Genomic DNA, 17,478 nt, shown 5'->3' on the forward strand with positions numbered 1-17,478 from the left:
GCGGATCAGGTCAAATAGCGAATCAGGTCGGGCAGGGCGTCCCGAAGATTGCGGGTGGTAGTAAAGCCCAGTTCCCGGCGGATTTTAGCAGACGAATACCAGGCCGAATCGGTTAATTTCCGCAAGGTGTCGCTATCCAACGGCATGCGCTGCCGGCACAGCCGGTTCAGGCCGTCGCCGAACCGAGCGGCGGCGCGCAGAGCTTGGAACGGCACGCGCCAGCGCGCCGGCGGTTTGCCCAGCGCGGTGCGAATCCAGTCGTAAATTTGCCGGGTGGAATAGGGCGTATCGTCGGTGACGATATAGATTTGGCCGGCGGCGGCCGGGTGTTCCGCCACCAGGATCGCTGCCTCGACCAGATCGGCGACATGCACCATCGAGCGCCGGTTGCCGGTTTCCGGCAGCGGCGGAAATCGGCCTTGGTGGATGGCGCGTATCATCTGCGGCAAATTGCCCTTGTTGGTGTTGCCGTACACCATGCACGGCCGGATCACGACCGGATGCGGCACGTAGCCGCCGTGCAATACCAACTGCTCGGCGGCGTATTTGGAGCGGCCGTAAGGCGTGTCGGCCGGCGCGGACGCGGTTTCGTCCCACGGCGCTTGCTCGGCGTCGCCGACGGCCTTGACGCTGCTAAAATAAATGAAACGCCGCACGCCCGCCGCTTTGGCGGCTTCCAGTAATTTGTGGGTGCCTGCGGTATTGACCGCGAAGTACTCGGCCTCGTCCTGGCGATTTTCGGCCAGCGCATGGGCCTTGCCGGCCAGATGGAACACGGTATCGATACCGTCCAGCAACTCGGGCGGACAAGCCGCTTCGCCGGCCATGTCCCAGGCGAAGTCAATGCCGGCCGTCGTGGCGCGGCCGGCGGTTTTCGGCGCATGGCCGCGCACGCATAAGGCGTCGCGTAGGGCCGAGCCGATAAAGCCGTTGGCGCCGGTGATTAAAATCGAGCGGATCGCGTCGTTCATCAAGTGGACAGGGATGCGGCCGGAGTTGGGTTTAGTCGGGGGCGGCGTCGAGCAAGAGCCGATACACCGCGAGTGTTTGCGCCAGGACGATGGCGTCGGAGAATTCCTGTTCGACCTTGCGGCGGCCGGCTAGTCCCATGGCTTGGCGCAACGCTGGGTTGGTCAGCAGTTTTTCCAGCGCGGTGGCCAGGGCCGGTACGTCCTTGACCGGCACCAAATAGCCGTTCTCGCCGTCGGCGACGATTTCGTCGCAGCCCGGCGTGTCGGTCGTGACGATGGCGCGGCCGCTGGCGGCGGCCTCAATCAGGCTCTTGGGAATACCTTCGCCGTAAAACGACGGCAACACCGCGATGTGCGCGTCGCGCCAGAAGTGGGCGACGTCGTCGACGTGGCCAACGCAGCGGACGTCGCCTTGTCGGTTCCAAGCCGTCAACTGGGCTTGGCTGATCGGCGCGAGGTTTTCGTGATCGGGGCTGCCGACCAGCAACGCGTCAAACTCCAGGCCCTTGCGTTTCAAAAGGCCGACGGCGGCGACATACTCGCCGATGCCCTTGTCCCACAGCAAGCGGGAAACCAGGGCTATCGTTACCCGGCCGGGCGGTTCCGGGATGGCGCGAAATTCGTCGGTATCGACACCCGAACCCTTGATCAGGTGCAGGGCCGACTCGGGAACCCGCAACTGGTCGCGCAACAACGCGTAATCCGCGCGATTCTGGACGATGGTTTGGCTGTTGGGGCGCCGGAACAACAGGCTGAACAGCGGCTGGACCACTTTCCGCAGCCATTTGGCGCGTTGGTGTGACGACGAAAAAATCGTACCGAGGCCGGCCAACAGGTTGACCGTTTTCAGTTCCGGCATCAGCAATGAGACGATGCCGCCGTAAAGTACCGGCTTCAGCGCGACTTGGTGGACCAGATCGGGTTTTAGGTGGCGATAGGCCCGCCACACTTGCATCAAGGTGTTTAATTCGATCCACGGATTGGTGCCGCCGCGATCGACCGGCAGGTCGATCAGTTCGAAGCCGGCCGCGCGGATCGCGTCGCCATGGCGAGTGACGCGGGTCATGACGCTGATGTCGAAGCCGGCGGCTCGAGCCGCCTTGGCCAACGCCATCCGGTGCGAGCAGAAATACCAGTCCTCGGTGACGAAATAGAGCAGTTTCGGGTTTGCCATGACCGAATTATCCGCCTAGCCCGTCTGCTTTTCCAGCCATGCCTGAAACATTAATACGTTCCACAGCGGGTATTGACGATTTAAACGGCCACCTCGGTGGGCTTGCCAGGCCTCGACTATCGGTCGCGGTTTTAGAAAACCCTGCTCGCGCAAGCGGCGTTCGTTCAATAGGTCGTCGGCCCAGTCGCGCAACGGTTCGCGCAACCATTGGTCCAACGGAATCGAAAAGCCGGTCTTCGGCCGCTCCAGCAACGCCGGCGGCACGTGGCGGTAAAGCACTTGTTTGACGATATGTTTGCCTTGGCCGCCGCGGATTTTCATCGCCAACGGCAAGCGCCAGGCAAATTCGACCAATCGGTGATCTAGAAACGGCACGCGGGTTTCCAGGCTGACGTTCATCGCCGCTCTATCCACCTTGACCAGAATGTCGTCCGCCAAATAGCCGACGGTGTCGGACAGCATCATGCGTTCGACGAAACCGAAACGAGCGTCGGGCGATGGCGTTGCCGGCTCGCGGCCGTCGACGACTAACTCGGCCGGTTCCCGCCAGTGCGAAATCAAATGCCGATACAGCGCGTCCGGCGAGCGGGCATGCAGCACGCCGGCCAGTTTGTGCAATTTGTCGCCGGGGTTGGCGTAGCGCCAGGCGTTCGGCAATAACGGCGCGGCCAACCGGGCCAGCCGGTTCCACTGTTCGGCGCCGAAGCCGGTTAACAGATTCGCCGCGAGGGTGCGCGCGACGGGCGGCAACGGCGCCAATTTGCGCCATAAACCGGCACCGAGGAAATAGCGGTTATAGCCGCCGAACAATTCGTCGCCGCCGTCGCCGGACAGGCTGACCGTCACTTGCTCGCGCGCCAATTGGCTGACCAGCCAGGTTGGAATTTGCGAGGCGTCGGCGAAGGGTTCGTCGTAAATCGTCGGCAGATTCGGGATTACCGCGCGGGCCTGAGCCGCCGAGACGTAGAGTTCGGTATGCTCGCTGCCCAAATGGCGGGCCACCGCGTGGGCGTATTCGGCTTCGTTGTAGCCGGCTTCGTTAAAGCCGATCGTGAAGGTTTTTACCGGCCGCGCCGACTGCGCTTGCATCAACGCGACGATCAACGACGAATCGATGCCGCCCGACAAAAACGCGCCGAGCGGCACGTCGGCCAGCATCTGACCGGCGATCGATTGGTTCAGCAAGTGCTCCAATTCGGCGGCCGCCTCGGCTTCGTTGCCGGGATAGGGGGAGTCGATCCCGGCCGCCGCCGCGTTTGCCGTCGACCAATACGCGACCGGTTGCGGGTCGTCGCGCCCGGCGAAACGGACGTAACAGCCAGCCGGCAATTTGCCGATACCCCGGTAAATCGAAAGCGGGGCGGGCACGTAGCTCAGACGTAGAAACAGGGTCAGCGCTTCGCGGTCGATCTCGCCGCGAAAATCCGGATGCGCTCTCAGCGCTTTCAACTCCGAGCCGAACAGCAGCGTGCCGTTTTGCCGGCCGTAATACAACGGCTTTTCGCCCAACCGGTCGCGGGCTAGCGTCAACACGCGATCGCGCCGGTCCCACAACGCGAACGCGAACATGCCGACACAGGCGGCCAGGGTTTGTTCCAGGCCCCAGGCGGCAATGGCCGCCAGCAGGGTTTCGGTATCGGAGTGACCGCGCCAGACCGGCGCGCGGTTTTCGCGTTCCAACTGTTGGCGTAGCGCCAGGTGGTTGTAGATTTCGCCGTTGAAGGCGATGACGTAGCGGGCGCAAGCCGACGGCATCGGCTGGTGGCCGGCCGGACTCAAATCCTGGATCGCCAAGCGCCGATGCGCCAAACCCAAGCCGGCCTCTGCATCCAGCCACAATCCGCTGTCATCCGGGCCGCGATGGTTCAGCGTGGCGTTCATGATAGCGAGGCTGTCGCCAAGACGCGTGGAATCGCCGCCGTTGGGCTGAAAGATGCCGGCAAAACCACACATGGTTTCAGTGTCCTCGAATATTGTATGTAAAGGTGTTCATGCCAGCGCTTCCGGGAAAATCGCTTCAACCGCCCGCCGCCAAGTATAGCGTCGATTGTAGTCGCTCAGCTCCGGCTGGGTCCGGTCGGCCAAATAGGCGGCGATTTGCTCGGCCGCCGCGTCCGTGGCGAGCGAGCAGGGAATTTGGCAGGCGCCGGGCGGGGTGATTTCCGGCAACGAGCCGCCGTCCGACACGACGATTTTGCGGTGGAAGCGGGCGGCTTCCACCACCGGTAGGCCGAAACCTTCGTAGGCCGATAAAAACATCAAGGCGTCGGTGTGGGCATACAGCGCTAGGAGTTCGGCGTCCGAGACGTTGCCCAGCACGCGGATGTCGGCGCGGTCGGCGATATAGGCGTCCAAATCGAAATCGAAGTTCCGCCGGGAACCGGCCAGCGCCAATCGGCCCTGGTAACCGTGGCGGTCGCGCAGCAACTTGAAAATATCGACGATGCGGCGCAGATGTTTGTGCGGACGACGGTCGCCGACGTAAAGCAGATACGGCGGGTTCAGCAGCGGCGGTTCGATGTCGCCGCCGGCGTCGGTCAGCACCGGTCCTTCGTAAGCCACCCGGACTTTGCCCGCCCAGCGTTCGCCGACCTGTTCGAGTATATCCTGGCGAGTCGTGGCCGACACCGCGTAACAGGCTTGCGCCCTGGCGACGTGGTGGCGCAGCATTTGTCGGAAATACAGTTTCTTGGCGAAGCCGAGCGACTGCACATAGCCGTCCACCAGCAGCGGAATCAAGTCGTGGACGACGAAGGCGCTCGGTATCTTGATCCCCAGCGGCATGTCGAAATGCGGATAGAAATAGCGGTCGGCGCCTTGCCGGTTGACCCAGCGCGGCACCGAGACGTGTTGACGGAACGAAATCGGCGGCGCATCGACGGCGTGCAAGCGGCAAGCGCCGAGTTCCAGATAACGTTGCAGGGCCCGATAGTGCATGCCGTTGGGATCGCAGCCCCGGTCGATCAGCACGTCGATGGTCAGGTCGGCGCGGCGCGGACTGTCCAACAGGGCGAGTAGCAGCGAGGCGGTGTAGCGGCCCAGGCCGGTGTATTGCAGCGCGATCGGGCGGGCGTCGTAGATCAGTTTCACGGTGGTCTGCTTGGGTTAACGGTGATTGACGGCCGGCGCTAGACGTTCGGCGATTTTTGTCAGCCAGCTATCGATGTCGTCCGGATCGGCTACCAACGCCGTCGGGTCGGCGATGGCCTCCGGCAGGCCGCCGCGCGCCGAAGCCACGACGGGAATACCTAGGACTTGCGCTTCCAGCACCACGCGGCCGAATGCTTCGTGCCAGCGCGACGGGACGATGACCAGTTTGGCGTGGGCGTAAACCCGGCCCGGCGATTGCCACGGCATCGATATCAGATTGCCGTCGCGTCGCTCGGTCAGGTTGCGCCGGTCGAACAAATAAAACCGCTCGCCGGGCAAACGCGCGGCGATTTTACGGGCGATATCGCCGCCCTTGAGAATATTGTCGCCGATCAGGACGATGCCTTTGTTCGACACGTAGGTCGCGTGTCGCGCGAAATCGGCTTGTAGCGTCGCGGTATCCAGCTCCGGATATTCAATGTCGATGGGGGCGTCCGGCGCCAAGCCCTGCAATTCCTGGGCGATAAAGTGCGAATTGGCGATCAGCCGCGACTTGGCGATGGCACGGCGCAAATCGCGCAACCACAAGCGCTCCAGCGGCCATTCGGCGAGCCGGTACAGCGCGAACAACCATCTTTTCAAGCCTTGCCGGTAGTTTCGGTTCCAGCCCAGCCCGTATTCGTCGCGCACCAGATACACGGTTTGGCCGGTAAAAGCGTTGATTACCGCCGGTGCGTACAGGCCGTAAGCGTAAAGTGCGTCGAAATCCTTCAAAGAGCTACCGAGTTCGCTTAGCGCGGCGCGGTTGCGCCAGTAGGCGAAAAAGCGGAAGCGCACCGTATCGGCCGGCAGCGAAATCGAGCGAATGTGCCAGGTGTCCGGCAGCGGCATGCGCAGCGACTCGGCGCCGTGGCTGCGCAGATTGGCGACGATGACGGCGGTGATATTGTCGCCGGCGGCTTCGCGGCGTTTCAACAGCTCCAAGGTGCTGTGTTCGGCGCCGCCGATGTTGTAACCGAAGTACTTGGAAAAGATCGCGATACGGGCCATCAAAAATTCCCGCCGGCAAACTGTAAGATCGCTTCGGCGCGCCGATGCCAGGAATAACGTTGTTCGGCGGCGCTCAGCGCGTTGGCGGCACGGCGCGCGGCGGCGGCTGGGTCGCTCAGGAATGCTTCGAAGCCGGCGTCGATACTGGTCGCTTGCTCGGGATCGAAACAAAACCCGACGCTGTCGTCGAAGACTTCGCCTATCGAGCCGATGCGGGCGCCGAGTATCGGGGTGCCGCTGGCCATGTATTCGAACAATTTCAGCGGCGAGGTACACCAGTAAATCGGCGAATGCCGGGTTGTCATATAAAACAGCAGATCGGCGGCGACCTGGTACTCGCGTATCGTGTCCGCCGGGCGGTGCGGCACGAACTGGACGTTGCTTAGGCCACGGTCGCGATAGTAGTCGCGCCAAACTGCGCACTCGCCGTCCTTGCCGCCGACATGCACGACAGTGATCTGTTCGCGGCCGCGCGCCAGGTATTCGAACAGTTCGGCGCCGCCTTTGTAGAGGCTGCCGGTATGTACCACCAAGAGTGTATCGGTCGGCAAATTCAGGCGTTGTCTGAGCGCGGCTTTCGGCAATGCACGCAACGGCGCGTAGGCTTCCGGAAAGGCGGCATTGTGGGCCGGCAGCAGGTTGGAGTCGCTAAAGCCGTAGACCTTGCGGTAGTGTTCGGCCAATGCCAGGCAATTTGTGGTCATTTTAAAGCGGCCCGCTCGGTTCAATAGCCGAAACAGGGTTTTGGGCAGCCAGCCGTGCGGTTGATCGTGCGCTTCGTAAACTACTTGGCCGCCGGCGAAAATCACGCAGAACGCGACGACGATGTCGCGGGTGACAAATAGAGCCGAGTGCTCGGCACGAGCACCGCTCAACGCCGCCAGACAGGCTCGGATATAGCGTTGCCATTGCTTGGCCGACCAGGGCAGCGGACGGTGCGCGAACGGCGGATTGCCACTCAACCCGCCGGGCGAAATCAGCAGAAATTGCCCGGCCAGCCGGTCGTGGTAGGCCTGGGCCATCGACAGGATTTGACGGGCCTGGGCGCCGGACGCGGACAAGCTGGCACGGGTGATGTAAATAACGCGCATGCGGTTCCAATATTTTCAACTAACGATCATGAAGCGGTTTTTTCGGCCGAACAAGCAAAAAACTTGGCGTGGGAACGGCCGGGCTTAAGCCGGACGCCCTTCCGCGCCGGACCAGGCCAGCAGCAATTTCGCGGTCGCTACGTTCAATACGGTATTGACCAGCAAGGCCAGCGCCAGCGCCAGCGGCTGGGTCAACTCCAGCGCGGCCAGCAAGGCCAGCAAGGCCGTGGCCGGCAAATAACTCAGCGGCGACACCCAATAGACTTGGCGCTGGGTGATGGCGTTGCTCAGCGTCGTCCGCCACACCAAGAACGGCGAGCCGGCCAAAATGGCTACGGCCGCCAGCAAGGTATCGTTCCAGCCCTGTTCCAGCGCCAGCGCCAATGCCGCCAACCCGGTGCTGAGCAGCACCGAAGTCGCCAGCACCCAGCGGGCTCCGCGTCGGTATTGATCGCCCAAATCGCGATCTTGCCGGAATAGGCCGTGACGGACATGCAGGCGTTGTAGCACAAAGTCGGCGATGTTGGTCACCAGGCCGCAGACCTTTTGCAAATAACCGAACAGGCCGGCGCTGCCGAAATCGGCTTGCGCGGCCGGAATCAGCAGCAAGTAGCGCACGCCTAACTGTTGCAGCAATTTGGAGAAAAACAGCGTCATCGCTTGATAGACCAAGTCGCGGTCGAGTCGGCGTAACGACAGATTGACGCTCAGCCGATAGTAACGGCAGATTCGCAAGTTGCTCAAACAGCCGCCCAATAATTCCAGCGTGACGATTTGCAGCGCGTCGCCGTACCAAACCAGCGCGGCGGTCAAGCCCAGGCGTAACGCCGTTCCCTGCGCCAATTGCGCGTCCAGCAACTCGGCGTAACGCTCCGGATCGGCGATTTTGGCGGCGTGAATTCGAAATCCGCAACCGGCCACACAGAACAGCAACATAGACCAAAACCCGGCGGATAAGGGTTCCGGATACAAAGTGGCGAACAGACCAGCCGCCCACGCTAGGCTGATCAGACCGGCATAAGTCGCGGCGCGATCGATCAACGCGTCGCTGGCGGCTTTATCGAGCGACAATGCCGCGCGGCGGCGGATCAATTGCTTATCCAGTCCCGATGCCGTCAGCAAGGTTGACAGATTGAACAAGGCCAGCAAACTCATATATTCGCCGATTTCCGCGAACGGCCAGCGCCATTGCATGACCAATAAAAACAGGCCTTGCGAGGCAACGCTGAGCAGGCGCAGCCAGATCGGTTTGACTACCGCGCGGGTTCGGGCGCGATGGGGGCGGGACGGAGCCGGCATCCGGTCCTACCAAATACTGTCGTGGCGGGTTTCGCCGGTGTAGGCGGAACCCGCCAATGCCGGTCTAGTCCGCATTCGCCAGACGCGCCCGCAACTCGGCAAACATTGCGCGGACTTCGTTCAGTTTCTCGGCGCGGTTTTGCCGGTAGGCGCCCCGATAATACGCGCGCCCGGCTTCGACGGTGTCGCCGTCCGCTATATTCAGAGGATATTGCCAAGCTTGCAGCAGCGATTCGTATTTTTCCGACCAGCCGACCGTCAGCAAGGGGACCTGCGCGTATAAGGCCAGGCAGCAGCCGTGGTAGCGTGCCGATACGCAAATCAGCGCTCGCGGCAACCAGTCCCAAACCGCTTCGGGATCGGGCGCGATGCTAACCTCGACGCTACCGGCGAGCGCGGCGCGGATTTCTTCGAGGTAGGCGGCCTTCTCGCCGGTATAAAACGACGCGATGACCACTTTCCGGATTGCGTCTCCGTGAGCGCTCAGCATGCGTTGGGCGGCCGCGACGATGTCGGCGGTTTGCGATTTAAAGTTGGGAATCACCAGCAGCACGTCGCGCGCTGCCGGGTCGTTCGCGGTTTCGAACGTGGCCAGCCGGGGGTGGCACAATACGAAGTCGGAGCACAGGCCGATGGGCTGGGGCAGGCCGATGGGCTGGGGCAGGCCGAGCGCGGCGGCGGCGGCGTGGGAATGCGCGTCGCGGGCGTACACGATGTCGGCCAAGGCATAGAGTCCTTGGAAAATCGGGCGGTGCGCAGCTTGCTGAATCGACAGCGAATGGGGCAAAAACGCGATCTTGGCGCCGGCGGACTTGGCGAGCCGCAGCAAATGCAACTTATTGTTCATCAGCATCGGCGCATTCGCGTGGTCGTGCAAATAGCCGCTGATGTCCAGCACCGTACCGATGTCGGTCAGCGTTTTAAAGCCGAGCCGGGCGAACGGGCCCGGCGCCAGTCGCGCGCACCATCGGTCCAAGCCACGACGGATCAGCGCGTTCGGCATCAAGAAATAGCCCCGGTACCAGGCGTGCCACTGCGAGCCGCGCGGCATTTCGATGACCGGCGCCGCGCCATCCAGTAAATGATGGGCGACGGTTTCGAACATCAGCCGCGAACCGAAATTTTCGTAGCCGAAGCCGGTCAGCAATACCTGTTTTTTCACGATCAAACCTTGCAAATGCGTCCGCTTTTCGGAGACTTACCGCTGGAAAGCGCGGGGTTTTGGTGGCCGACCAACAGACAGAATACGATCTTCTGGGTGGCGGGTAAATTCAGAACGGCGCGGGATTGGCGATCGGTGTTTGGGCGGATCGGCCAGTTCAAATAGCAAGTGGCCAAGCCCCGGCTTTGCGCGGCCAGCGCGAACAGCAAGGAGGCGAAGCTGCAATCCATGACCGGCACGTGGCGGTCGCGCGGATGGTTCACCGCCGCCAGATCGGCGACGAAGGCCAGCACTGTGCAATGCTCGACGCCGGTGAAATTGGTCAGGCCGATGCTGTTTGCCAGCAGCCAGTCGCGTTTTTCCGGGGTTTCGACGATCAGTACCCGGTACGCTTCGCGGTTGCACGACGTCGGTATATGGCGAGTGTCGTGCAGGATCTCGGCGATGGCGTCGCCGGCGGGGGCAGGCGCGATGAAATGCCGGCAACTGGTGCGTTGGGCGAAGGCGGCGCGCAAGCTGGCGTAGTCGGGTGCATCGAGCGGGATCGCGACGTCGGCCGGCGCTTCGACCGGCAGCGCCGGATTGGCGTGTCGTTGCCGATATTCGGCGAGGACGTGGTCGCCCCAATCGGCGATGGCTGGCGGCAATTGCGAACGGTAGGTTTCGAAGTCGCGTTCGGTTTGGCCGGCATAGGCTTGTCCGAACGGAATCCGGCATTCCGGGTTGCGCAAGCCTTTTTCCAGCCGATGAATGTTACGGCGTAGCAAATATTCCTTGGCGTTGGCGCCGCGCCGCTGGCGGATACCGGCGAACAGCAGGCGGTTGTCGGCCAGAAAGACTCGGAAATATTCGCGAAGAGACTTTAATTTGCTGAACACGGGTGATAGGTCAATGGATTGAGCGGGCTAGCTCCCCGCGTAGCCGGCGGATTCTCCACTTAGCGGGCGGCCTTGTCAATCGGAGCGACGCAAGCGTGGGCGCGGTCGGCGAGTTCCCGATACAGCTCGATGACTTTGGCGGCGTAACCGTCCCAACTGAATTGGCGCGCTCGGGCGCGGGCGTTGTCGCCCATAGCGCGGATTTGTTCGGGATGGGTCTTGAACCACAGCATCCGCTCGCGCAACGCGTCGCGGTCGCCGGCCGCGATCACGAAACCGTCGATGCCGTCGCGCACCACCGAGCCGGACGCATCGCTGACGATGGCCGGCAGTCCGCAGGCCATGGCCTCGAACACCGCCTTGGCCGAACCTTCCAGCCAGCTGGGAAAGACAAACACATCGCAATTCGGCAGGTATTCGAAGGTGTTGACGAAACCCGGCGTCAGTACCGGGTTGGTGGCGGCCGCGACATCGATTTCGGGATACAGCCGGCCGCACAAATGCAGGCTGTCGCCGGCAAAGGCCGGATCGCGCCAGGCATCCAGCAGCAGATCGACGCCCTTGCGGCGGTTAATGTTGCCGGCGAAGCAGAAGTCCAGCGGAGCACCGGGGCTTTTGGGCGGGTGTAGCTTAGTTGGGCCGGAAGGCGGGTCCACGCCGAATTCGGCAATGCGGATTTTGTCCGGCGTCACGCCGATGCGTTGCAATTCCTCGGCGACGAACCACGATGGCGCGGCAATCAAGTCGGCCAGTTCGCACGCGGCTTGCTCGAAATCCAGCATGCTGCGATGGGTCATCAGAAAATCGAGGTCGTATTGCTCGGCGATGCGCAGTGAATACGCGGTCGGTGCGACCGGTATGTCCAACAGGACCGGAATACCAGCCGTCTTCAATGCCGTCAGCAATCGCGGGCAGGCGTCCCAGACGTGGGCGATCGGCCGTGGTCCGGCGCTGGCTTCTTGCCAGTGGCGGGCCGCGAACCACTCGAACAATTTGACGTCCGGATAGCGATGATTAAAGCTGGGGGCCAGATAAATTCGGGTGGCGTTCAACAGTCTCGGGAGATGGCCGAGCCAGCCCATGTCCCGGTAGACAAAGCCCGGCGATTTGAGTTGAGCTTGGCGCGACAAACAATAGCCGCTATCGCCTTGGGCCGACAGCGCGCGGATGATGCGCTCGGTGCGCACGCCGATATTGCCGGGCTTGCCGACGATGGTATTGGCGAAATGGCGGATATTCAACATGGCCGGAGGAGTGGGCAATACCCCCGCCCGGCGAGAGGTGGCCGGGATGAAGGGATCAAAAAACCTAAATTTGCGATTTGATAACGATATTCCGTCATTCGGAGGGTGTCGTAAAAGCCCCTCTCCTTGCGGGAGAGGGGTTGGGGAGAGGGTTCTGTTTCGACTTTTACGACACCCTCATTCCGACGGAGGACGCCGAATCCAGCCGCGTCAGAACACAAGACTTGGCGTTCTTGATTTGAGGTCCACTCTCGGTTATCGGTGTTTAGCTAGGCTTAAACCGGGCTGGTAAAAGCCGGGCGGGTTTGCCGTGCCAGCCGATCAGCGACCGTTACCGTGTTCGGCATAAACTGCGTAATGCCCATCCTTATCGAAAGACACGACTTTGTAGTCATCCTGGCGGCCGCCCATTTCCATGCCGGGGCTGCCCATCGGCATGCCGGGCGCGGCCAACCCGGCGACGGCGGGTTTTTCCTTCAGCAATTTTTGCACGTCGGCGGCCGGGACGTGGCCTTCGATCACGTAGCCGTCCACGACGACGGTGTGGCAGGACGCCAATTTCTCCGGCACGCCGTAACGGGCCTTGATTTGATCCATGTCCGAGCTGATCACGTCCTTGATTTTAAAGCCGCTGTTTTCGGCATGCTCCAGCCATTTGCCGCAGCAACCGCAGGTTGGGCTGCGGTAGACGGTCATTTCGGGTTGGCTGGATTCCTCGGCGAATAACAGACCGCTGAACATCGTAGCCAGCGTTAAAACGGAAATTTTCGCTATTTTCATAAGAGCCTCTTCATTCGCCATTCAGCGTTGCGATAATCGTGCGCGGCCCCGCGTGATTGCGGTGTTCGCATAAATAAATCCCTTGCCAGATGCCCAATGCCAATTGGCCGTCGCCGACCGGTATCGTCAGCGAGCTGCCGAGGATCACGGTCTTGATGTGGGCGGGCATGTCGTCCGCTCCTTCGAGGGTGTGACGGTAGTAAGGTTCATTTTCCGGCACCGCTCGGGAAAAGTAACTTTCCAGGTCGCGGCGCACATCGGCGTCGGCGTTTTCGTTGATCGCCAACGAGGCCGAGGTGTGTTGCAAAAACAAATGCAGCAGGCCGACTTCCAGTTCGCGAATTTCGGGCAGCTGGTTGACGATCTCCCGGTTGACCAGATGAAAACCACGCGGTTTGGCCGCCAATTGCAGGCGCTTTTGAAACCACATCAGCCGGCGCGATGGTATTGCGGACTGAATTCGCGCACGGCATCGACCATCGCCTTGACGTGCTCGGGGGCGATGTCCGGCAAAATGCCGTGACCGAGATTGAACACGTGGCCGGTGCCGTAGCCGAAGTCGTGCAGGATCTTGCCGACCTTGGCGCGGATCACCTCGGGCTTGGCATACAGCGTAATGGGGTCCATATTGCCTTGCAAGGCCACCTTGGCGCCGACGCGGGCGCGGGCGTTGGCGATGTCGGTTTGCCAATCCAAACCCAGCGCGTCGTAGCCGGTGTCGGCCATCGTTTCCAGCCACAGGCCGCCGCCCTTGGTGAACAAGATGGTCGGGATTTGCCGGCCGTCGCGCTGGGTGTTCAGCAGTTCCCGCACCTGGCGGGCGTAGCTCAACGAAAACTCCAGATAATCGTCATGGCTAAGCATGCCGCCCCAGGTGTCGAACAGCATCACCGCGTCGGCGCCGGCGGCGATTTGGGCGTTCAAATACGCGGCCACCGCTTGCGCCAGTTTGTCCAGCATTTGATGCATCAAGGCCGGTTCCTCGAACATCATGCTTTTGACTTTCTGAAAGCTTTTGCTGCCCTTGCCTTCCACCATGTAAGTCGCCAAGGTCCACGGGCTGCCGGAAAAGCCGATAAGCGGCAGTCGGTTGCGCAGATTGGATTTGATTAGACGCACGGCGTCGACGACGTAACGCAATTCGGTTTCCGGATCGGGAATCGGCAGGCGCTTGACGTCGTCGGCAGTGCGGATCGGATGGGCGAATTGCGGGCCCTCGCCCTCGGCGAAGGATAAACCCAAGCCCATCGCGTCCGGTATCGTCAGAATGTCGGAAAACAGGATGGCGGCATCGAAGCCAAAGCGCTCCAAAGGTTGCAGGGTTACTTCGCAAGCCAGTTCCGGGTTGGTACACAGTTGCATGAAACTGCCGGCTTTGGCGCGGGTAGCGCGGTATTCGGGCAAATAGCGGCCGGCTTGGCGCATCATCCAGACCGGGGTGCGTTCGACCGGTTGCTTTAACAGTGCTCTAAGGAATATGTCGTTTTCTATTGTTGTCATCGGTGAGAAGGTGGTGAGTGATCAGCGTTTGCCGTCTTTTTGAATGGCCTTGAACCGGATCGGCTGGGCGTTTTGAAATTCGCCGGGCATCAGCGTTTTAAACTGATTGGCTTCGGCCGGGCTGGCGAACGAGCCGTAAATCAGCACGAACTTTTCCTGGTCGCCTTGGTGAATCGTGTAGTACTTCAGACTCTCGCTGTATTCTGCGTATTTCTTGAAAAAGCGCGGCAGGCCGGCTTTATTCGACAGCGTCATGACTTGTAGCGTGTAATGAGTGCCCGGTTGAGCGGCAATCCAGTCGCTATCGCCCTGATCCGACGGCTTGGCCGGTTTCGCCGGCTTTTCGGGCGGCTTGCCGGCGACGACCGGCGGCGTCGCGGATTCGGTTTTGCTCGGAACCGTCGGCGTCACGGCCGGTGTCGGCGGCGCAACGGGCGGAGTCGCCGCAGTGGTTGCCGCAATCGGTGCGGGAAGGCTGGGTGCCGCATCGGATGCGGGCTGCGCTGGCACGGGTGCCGACGCGGTTTGCACGGCGTTTGGTTCGTTTTCGGCCGGCGCGGCTTTAGTCGTTTGCGGCGGAGTTGGAAGCGGCTGGGTGGATTGCGGTGTTGGCAACGGCGCCGGTTTTGCCGCGTCGGCGGCAAGCTCGCCGGCCCGAGCGACCGGTGCGGTCTCCGTAAGCGGTTTGGATGCCGGTGCCGGCGTTTCAGCCGGGGCCTGGGCGGGTGGATTCACCGGCTCGGCCGGTAGCACTTGGCTCGTCGGCTTGCCGAGGGACGGCGCGGCGACGAGGGTTTTCTCGTCATTGTTCGGCCACAACCAAACCATTGCACCCCCGGTGCCGGCGATCACTGCGATGACTCCCAGCCACAAGCCCCAACGCGCGCCGGTCCGGCCTTGTTGCTCGGCCAGTTTCGGCAATTCTTCGAGTATCCGGCCGGGAATGCCGTGGGTTTCCAGGTACAGCGCTTCGATCAACGGGTCGGTGACCGCGTTGAACGAAATGGCGGAACCCGGTTGGGCCGACAGGTTTTGCAGAAAATCCCGATAATGGCGCTGCTTGAGCGGCGGCAGTTCGATGACGTGGGCGTCTTCGATGCGCCGGTCGGTACCGGCCTTGATGCTGAATTGGTCGTGGCTCAGTGCGAATACCAGATGCAGGCCCGGCAGCGAATCGGCGAATTCGATCAACATCGTGATCAGCCCCGGCATCAGATGGCCGGCATCGTCGATCAACAGCACCACCGCCTGCTTGCCGCAAACCTCGCGCAGCCGGGTTAAATCGAAGCTGGCCGCCAGATTATCGATGTTCAGGCTGCGCAGCAACTCGTGAACGATGCTTTCGAAACTGGATGCGGCGGACGCCCGCAACAACGATAGTTGCCACTGGTCGCGCTGGCTTTGTTGCAAGGCTTCCAGCAGCGTGGTCTTGCCGATGCCCGGCGGGCCGCAGACGACCAGGGCTTGCTGCAGATTGCTCAGCAAATGCACCAACAAGTCCAGCTTTTGGGCGCGCTCCGGCGTCAATAGGCTGCGCTCGGGCCTATGATCCAGCGTGCGCTTTTGGTAGCTGTAAGTCAGATTTTCGTTATCCGGCATAAGCGTTCAAGGTTGCCTGCAACGGCGCTCTCTCCACGCTGATCGGCAACAAGGCCTTGCCGAGCGCTTCCAACAAAATCACCCGAATCTTGCCGTCGACGTTTTTCTTGTCCACCGCCATCAAGTCCAGATATTGCTCGGTGCTCATCTCGGTCGGCGGCCGGGTCGGCAGGCCGGCGGCGTGCAAAATGGCCAGCACGCGCGCGACATCGGCATCGCTCAGATAACCCAGCCGGCGCGACAAGTCGGCCGCGAAGCCGGTGCCTATCGCCACCGCCTCGCCGTGCAGATATTGGCCGTAACCGCAACCGGTTTCGATGGCGTGGCCGAAGGTGTGGCCCAGGTTCAAGGTGGCCCGTACGCCGTTTTCGAATTCGTCTTCGCCGACTACCGCCGCCTTATTGGCGCAGGAGCGTTCGATCGCATAAGCCAAGGCGGCTTTGTCACGGGCCAGCAACTTCGGCATATTGGCTTCCAGCCAGTCCAGAAACTCCGGATCGCGGATCAAGCCGTATTTGATCACTTCGGCCAAGCCGGCCGACAATTGGCGATCGTCCAGGGTATCGAGCACGTCGGCGTCGGCGATCACGCATTGCGGCTGATAGAACGCGCCTATCATGTTCTTGCCGAGCGGATGGTTGACGCCGGTCTTGCCGCCGACCGATGAATCGACTTGCGCCAGCAAGGTGGTCGGAATCTGGATGAAGGCGATGCCGCGCTGGTAGCAGGCCGCCGCGAAACCGCCCATGTCGCCGATGACGCCGCCGCCCAGCGCGATTAGCGTGGCATTGCGACTGAATTTGTTGGCCAGCAGCCCGTCGAAAATCTTTTCCAGATATTGCAGGGTTTTGTACTGTTCGCCGTCGGGCAAGATGACCGTTTCGGTTTGGTAATCGCCAAGCCCGGCTAAGACCTTGGACAGATACAGCGGCGCGATCGTGTCGTTGCTGACGATCGCGACCTGCTTGGAACGGATGTACCGGGTCAGCAGCTCGGCTTGGCCGAGCAGGCCGGCGCCGATATAAATCGGATAGCTTCGTTGCTTGTCGAGTTCAACTCGCAGCTCTTTCATGGTTCTCCAGGGCGGCTTGATATTGCTGCAAAATGGTTTTGACGACGGTCTTGCCCGGCAACATGCCGGAATCGATTCTAAAATCCGCGCATTCCCGGTACAGAGGATCGCGGATGGCAAACAGTTCCTGCAAACGCTGGCGCGGATTTTCGGTGCGCAGCAGCGGCCGCTGAGTATCGTGTTTGGTGCGGTGCAGGATTTTGTCGATCGAACAATGCAAATAGACGACAAAGCCTCGGGTTTTCAGGGCCTCGCGGTTTTCCGGCCGCAGTATCGAGCCGCCGCCGGTTGCCATCACGATGCCGTCCAGTCCGGTCAATTGGCGAATCATCGCCTGCTCCCGGTTGCGAAAGCCTTCCTCGCCTTCGTAGGCAAAAATGGTCGGGATGTCGGTGCCGGTGGTTTCTTCTATGACCTTGTCGCTGTCGTAAAACGGCCATTGCATCGCTTTCGCGACCTGCTTGCCTATCGTGGTTTTACCGACACCCATCAGGCCGATCAGATAGATATTGGGAGCTGGTTTCATGGCGCGGATGGGAAGCGGCTATCAAAAAATTCTACCATTATG

General features: G+C 61.4%; 16 protein-coding genes. All 16 read right to left on the reverse strand.

What is annotated here, in order from left to right; translation table 11 throughout:
- Positions 1-5 precede the first annotated feature (5 nt).
- Positions 6-971 carry an NAD-dependent epimerase/dehydratase family protein gene (locus ACQE3D_RS03280; protein ID WP_313729108.1) on the reverse strand — a complete coding sequence of 322 codons (966 nt, stop codon included), beginning with the start codon at positions 969-971 and terminating at the stop codon, positions 6-8.
- Between the two features lie 31 nt (positions 972-1,002).
- Positions 1,003-2,145 (reverse strand): glycosyltransferase family 4 protein, encoded by a 1,143-nt coding sequence (locus ACQE3D_RS03285; protein ID WP_313729107.1) that lies wholly within the window; start codon positions 2,143-2,145, stop codon positions 1,003-1,005.
- Between the two features lie 15 nt (positions 2,146-2,160).
- Positions 2,161-4,098: an asparagine synthase (glutamine-hydrolyzing) gene (gene asnB / locus ACQE3D_RS03290; protein WP_313729106.1), complete on the reverse strand. Its 1,938-nt coding sequence runs from the start codon at positions 4,096-4,098 to the stop codon at positions 2,161-2,163.
- 36 nt (positions 4,099-4,134) lie between these two features.
- Positions 4,135-5,235 carry a glycosyltransferase gene (locus tag ACQE3D_RS03295; protein ID WP_313729105.1) on the reverse strand — a complete coding sequence of 367 codons (1,101 nt, stop codon included), beginning with the start codon at positions 5,233-5,235 and terminating at the stop codon, positions 4,135-4,137.
- Positions 5,236-5,250: 15 nt separating this feature from the next.
- Entirely contained in the window at positions 5,251-6,285 is a 1,035-nt protein-coding gene (locus tag ACQE3D_RS03300; RefSeq protein ID WP_313729104.1) for a glycosyltransferase family 4 protein, read from the reverse strand.
- Positions 6,285-7,376, reverse strand: a complete 1,092-nt coding sequence (locus tag ACQE3D_RS03305) for a glycosyltransferase family 4 protein (protein ID WP_313729103.1) — start codon at positions 7,374-7,376, stop codon at positions 6,285-6,287. Before ACQE3D_RS03305 ends, ACQE3D_RS03300 begins: the two co-directional genes overlap by 1 nt.
- 84 nt (positions 7,377-7,460) lie before the next feature.
- Positions 7,461-8,675 (reverse strand): hypothetical protein, encoded by a 1,215-nt coding sequence (locus ACQE3D_RS03310; RefSeq protein ID WP_313729102.1) that lies wholly within the window; start codon positions 8,673-8,675, stop codon positions 7,461-7,463.
- Between the two features lie 64 nt (positions 8,676-8,739).
- Entirely contained in the window at positions 8,740-9,837 is a 1,098-nt protein-coding gene (locus tag ACQE3D_RS03315) for a polysaccharide pyruvyl transferase family protein (RefSeq protein WP_313729101.1), read from the reverse strand.
- Between the two features lie 2 nt (positions 9,838-9,839).
- Complete coding sequence (locus tag ACQE3D_RS03320; RefSeq protein ID WP_313729100.1) at positions 9,840-10,715, reverse strand: nitroreductase family protein; 876 nt, start codon at positions 10,713-10,715, stop codon at positions 9,840-9,842.
- A 59-nt stretch (positions 10,716-10,774) separates the two neighbouring features.
- The gene (locus ACQE3D_RS03325; RefSeq protein WP_313729099.1) at positions 10,775-11,977 is read right to left on the reverse strand and encodes a glycosyltransferase family 4 protein; all 1,203 of its coding nucleotides are present in this window, start codon (positions 11,975-11,977) and stop codon (positions 10,775-10,777) included.
- 303 nt (positions 11,978-12,280) lie between these two features.
- A complete protein-coding gene (locus ACQE3D_RS03330; protein WP_064024111.1) occupies positions 12,281-12,739 on the reverse strand; it encodes a DUF411 domain-containing protein in 459 nt (152 codons plus the stop codon).
- A gap of 10 nt (positions 12,740-12,749) precedes the next feature.
- Complete coding sequence (locus tag ACQE3D_RS03335; protein ID WP_071155903.1) at positions 12,750-13,169, reverse strand: secondary thiamine-phosphate synthase enzyme YjbQ; 420 nt, start codon at positions 13,167-13,169, stop codon at positions 12,750-12,752.
- Positions 13,169-14,239: a uroporphyrinogen decarboxylase gene (gene hemE / locus ACQE3D_RS03340; protein WP_313729098.1), complete on the reverse strand. Its 1,071-nt coding sequence runs from the start codon at positions 14,237-14,239 to the stop codon at positions 13,169-13,171. Before hemE ends, ACQE3D_RS03335 begins: the two co-directional genes overlap by 1 nt.
- 21 nt (positions 14,240-14,260) lie before the next feature.
- Complete coding sequence (locus ACQE3D_RS03345) at positions 14,261-15,838, reverse strand: AAA family ATPase (RefSeq protein ID WP_313729097.1); 1,578 nt, start codon at positions 15,836-15,838, stop codon at positions 14,261-14,263.
- The gene (gene aroB, locus ACQE3D_RS03350) at positions 15,828-16,910 is read right to left on the reverse strand and encodes a 3-dehydroquinate synthase (protein ID WP_313729096.1); all 1,083 of its coding nucleotides are present in this window, start codon (positions 16,908-16,910) and stop codon (positions 15,828-15,830) included. The genes ACQE3D_RS03345 and aroB overlap by 11 nt, the downstream gene beginning before the upstream one ends.
- Entirely contained in the window at positions 16,891-17,436 is a 546-nt protein-coding gene (locus tag ACQE3D_RS03355) for a shikimate kinase (RefSeq protein ID WP_064024119.1), read from the reverse strand. Before ACQE3D_RS03355 ends, aroB begins: the two co-directional genes overlap by 20 nt.
- Positions 17,437-17,478 lie beyond the last annotated feature (42 nt).

Origin of the sequence: Methylomonas sp. MS20 (genome assembly GCF_050275925.1) — a bacterium.
Classification (GTDB): Bacteria; Pseudomonadota; Gammaproteobacteria; order Methylococcales; family Methylomonadaceae; genus Methylomonas; species Methylomonas koyamae_A.

Coding starts and splice junctions, on each gene's coding strand:
- ACQE3D_RS03280 (WP_313729108.1), bottom strand. CDS start 971: ATGAACGACGCGATCCGCTCGATTTTAATCACCGGCGCCAACGGCTTT.
- ACQE3D_RS03285 (WP_313729107.1), bottom strand. CDS start 2,145: ATGGCAAACCCGAAACTGCTCTATTTCGTCACCGAGGACTGGTATTTC.
- asnB (WP_313729106.1), bottom strand. CDS start 4,098: ATGTGTGGTTTTGCCGGCATCTTTCAGCCCAACGGCGGCGATTCCACG.
- ACQE3D_RS03300 (WP_313729104.1), bottom strand. CDS start 6,285: ATGGCCCGTATCGCGATCTTTTCCAAGTACTTCGGTTACAACATCGGC.
- ACQE3D_RS03305 (WP_313729103.1), bottom strand. CDS start 7,376: ATGCGCGTTATTTACATCACCCGTGCCAGCTTGTCCGCGTCCGGCGCC.
- ACQE3D_RS03310 (WP_313729102.1), bottom strand. CDS start 8,675: ATGCCGGCTCCGTCCCGCCCCCATCGCGCCCGAACCCGCGCGGTAGTC.
- ACQE3D_RS03330 (WP_064024111.1), bottom strand. CDS start 12,739: ATGAAAATAGCGAAAATTTCCGTTTTAACGCTGGCTACGATGTTCAGC.
- ACQE3D_RS03335 (WP_071155903.1), bottom strand. CDS start 13,169: ATGTGGTTTCAAAAGCGCCTGCAATTGGCGGCCAAACCGCGTGGTTTT.
- hemE (WP_313729098.1), bottom strand. CDS start 14,239: ATGACAACAATAGAAAACGACATATTCCTTAGAGCACTGTTAAAGCAA.
- ACQE3D_RS03345 (WP_313729097.1), bottom strand. CDS start 15,838: ATGCCGGATAACGAAAATCTGACTTACAGCTACCAAAAGCGCACGCTG.
- aroB (WP_313729096.1), bottom strand. CDS start 16,910: ATGAAAGAGCTGCGAGTTGAACTCGACAAGCAACGAAGCTATCCGATT.
- ACQE3D_RS03355 (WP_064024119.1), bottom strand. CDS start 17,436: ATGAAACCAGCTCCCAATATCTATCTGATCGGCCTGATGGGTGTCGGT.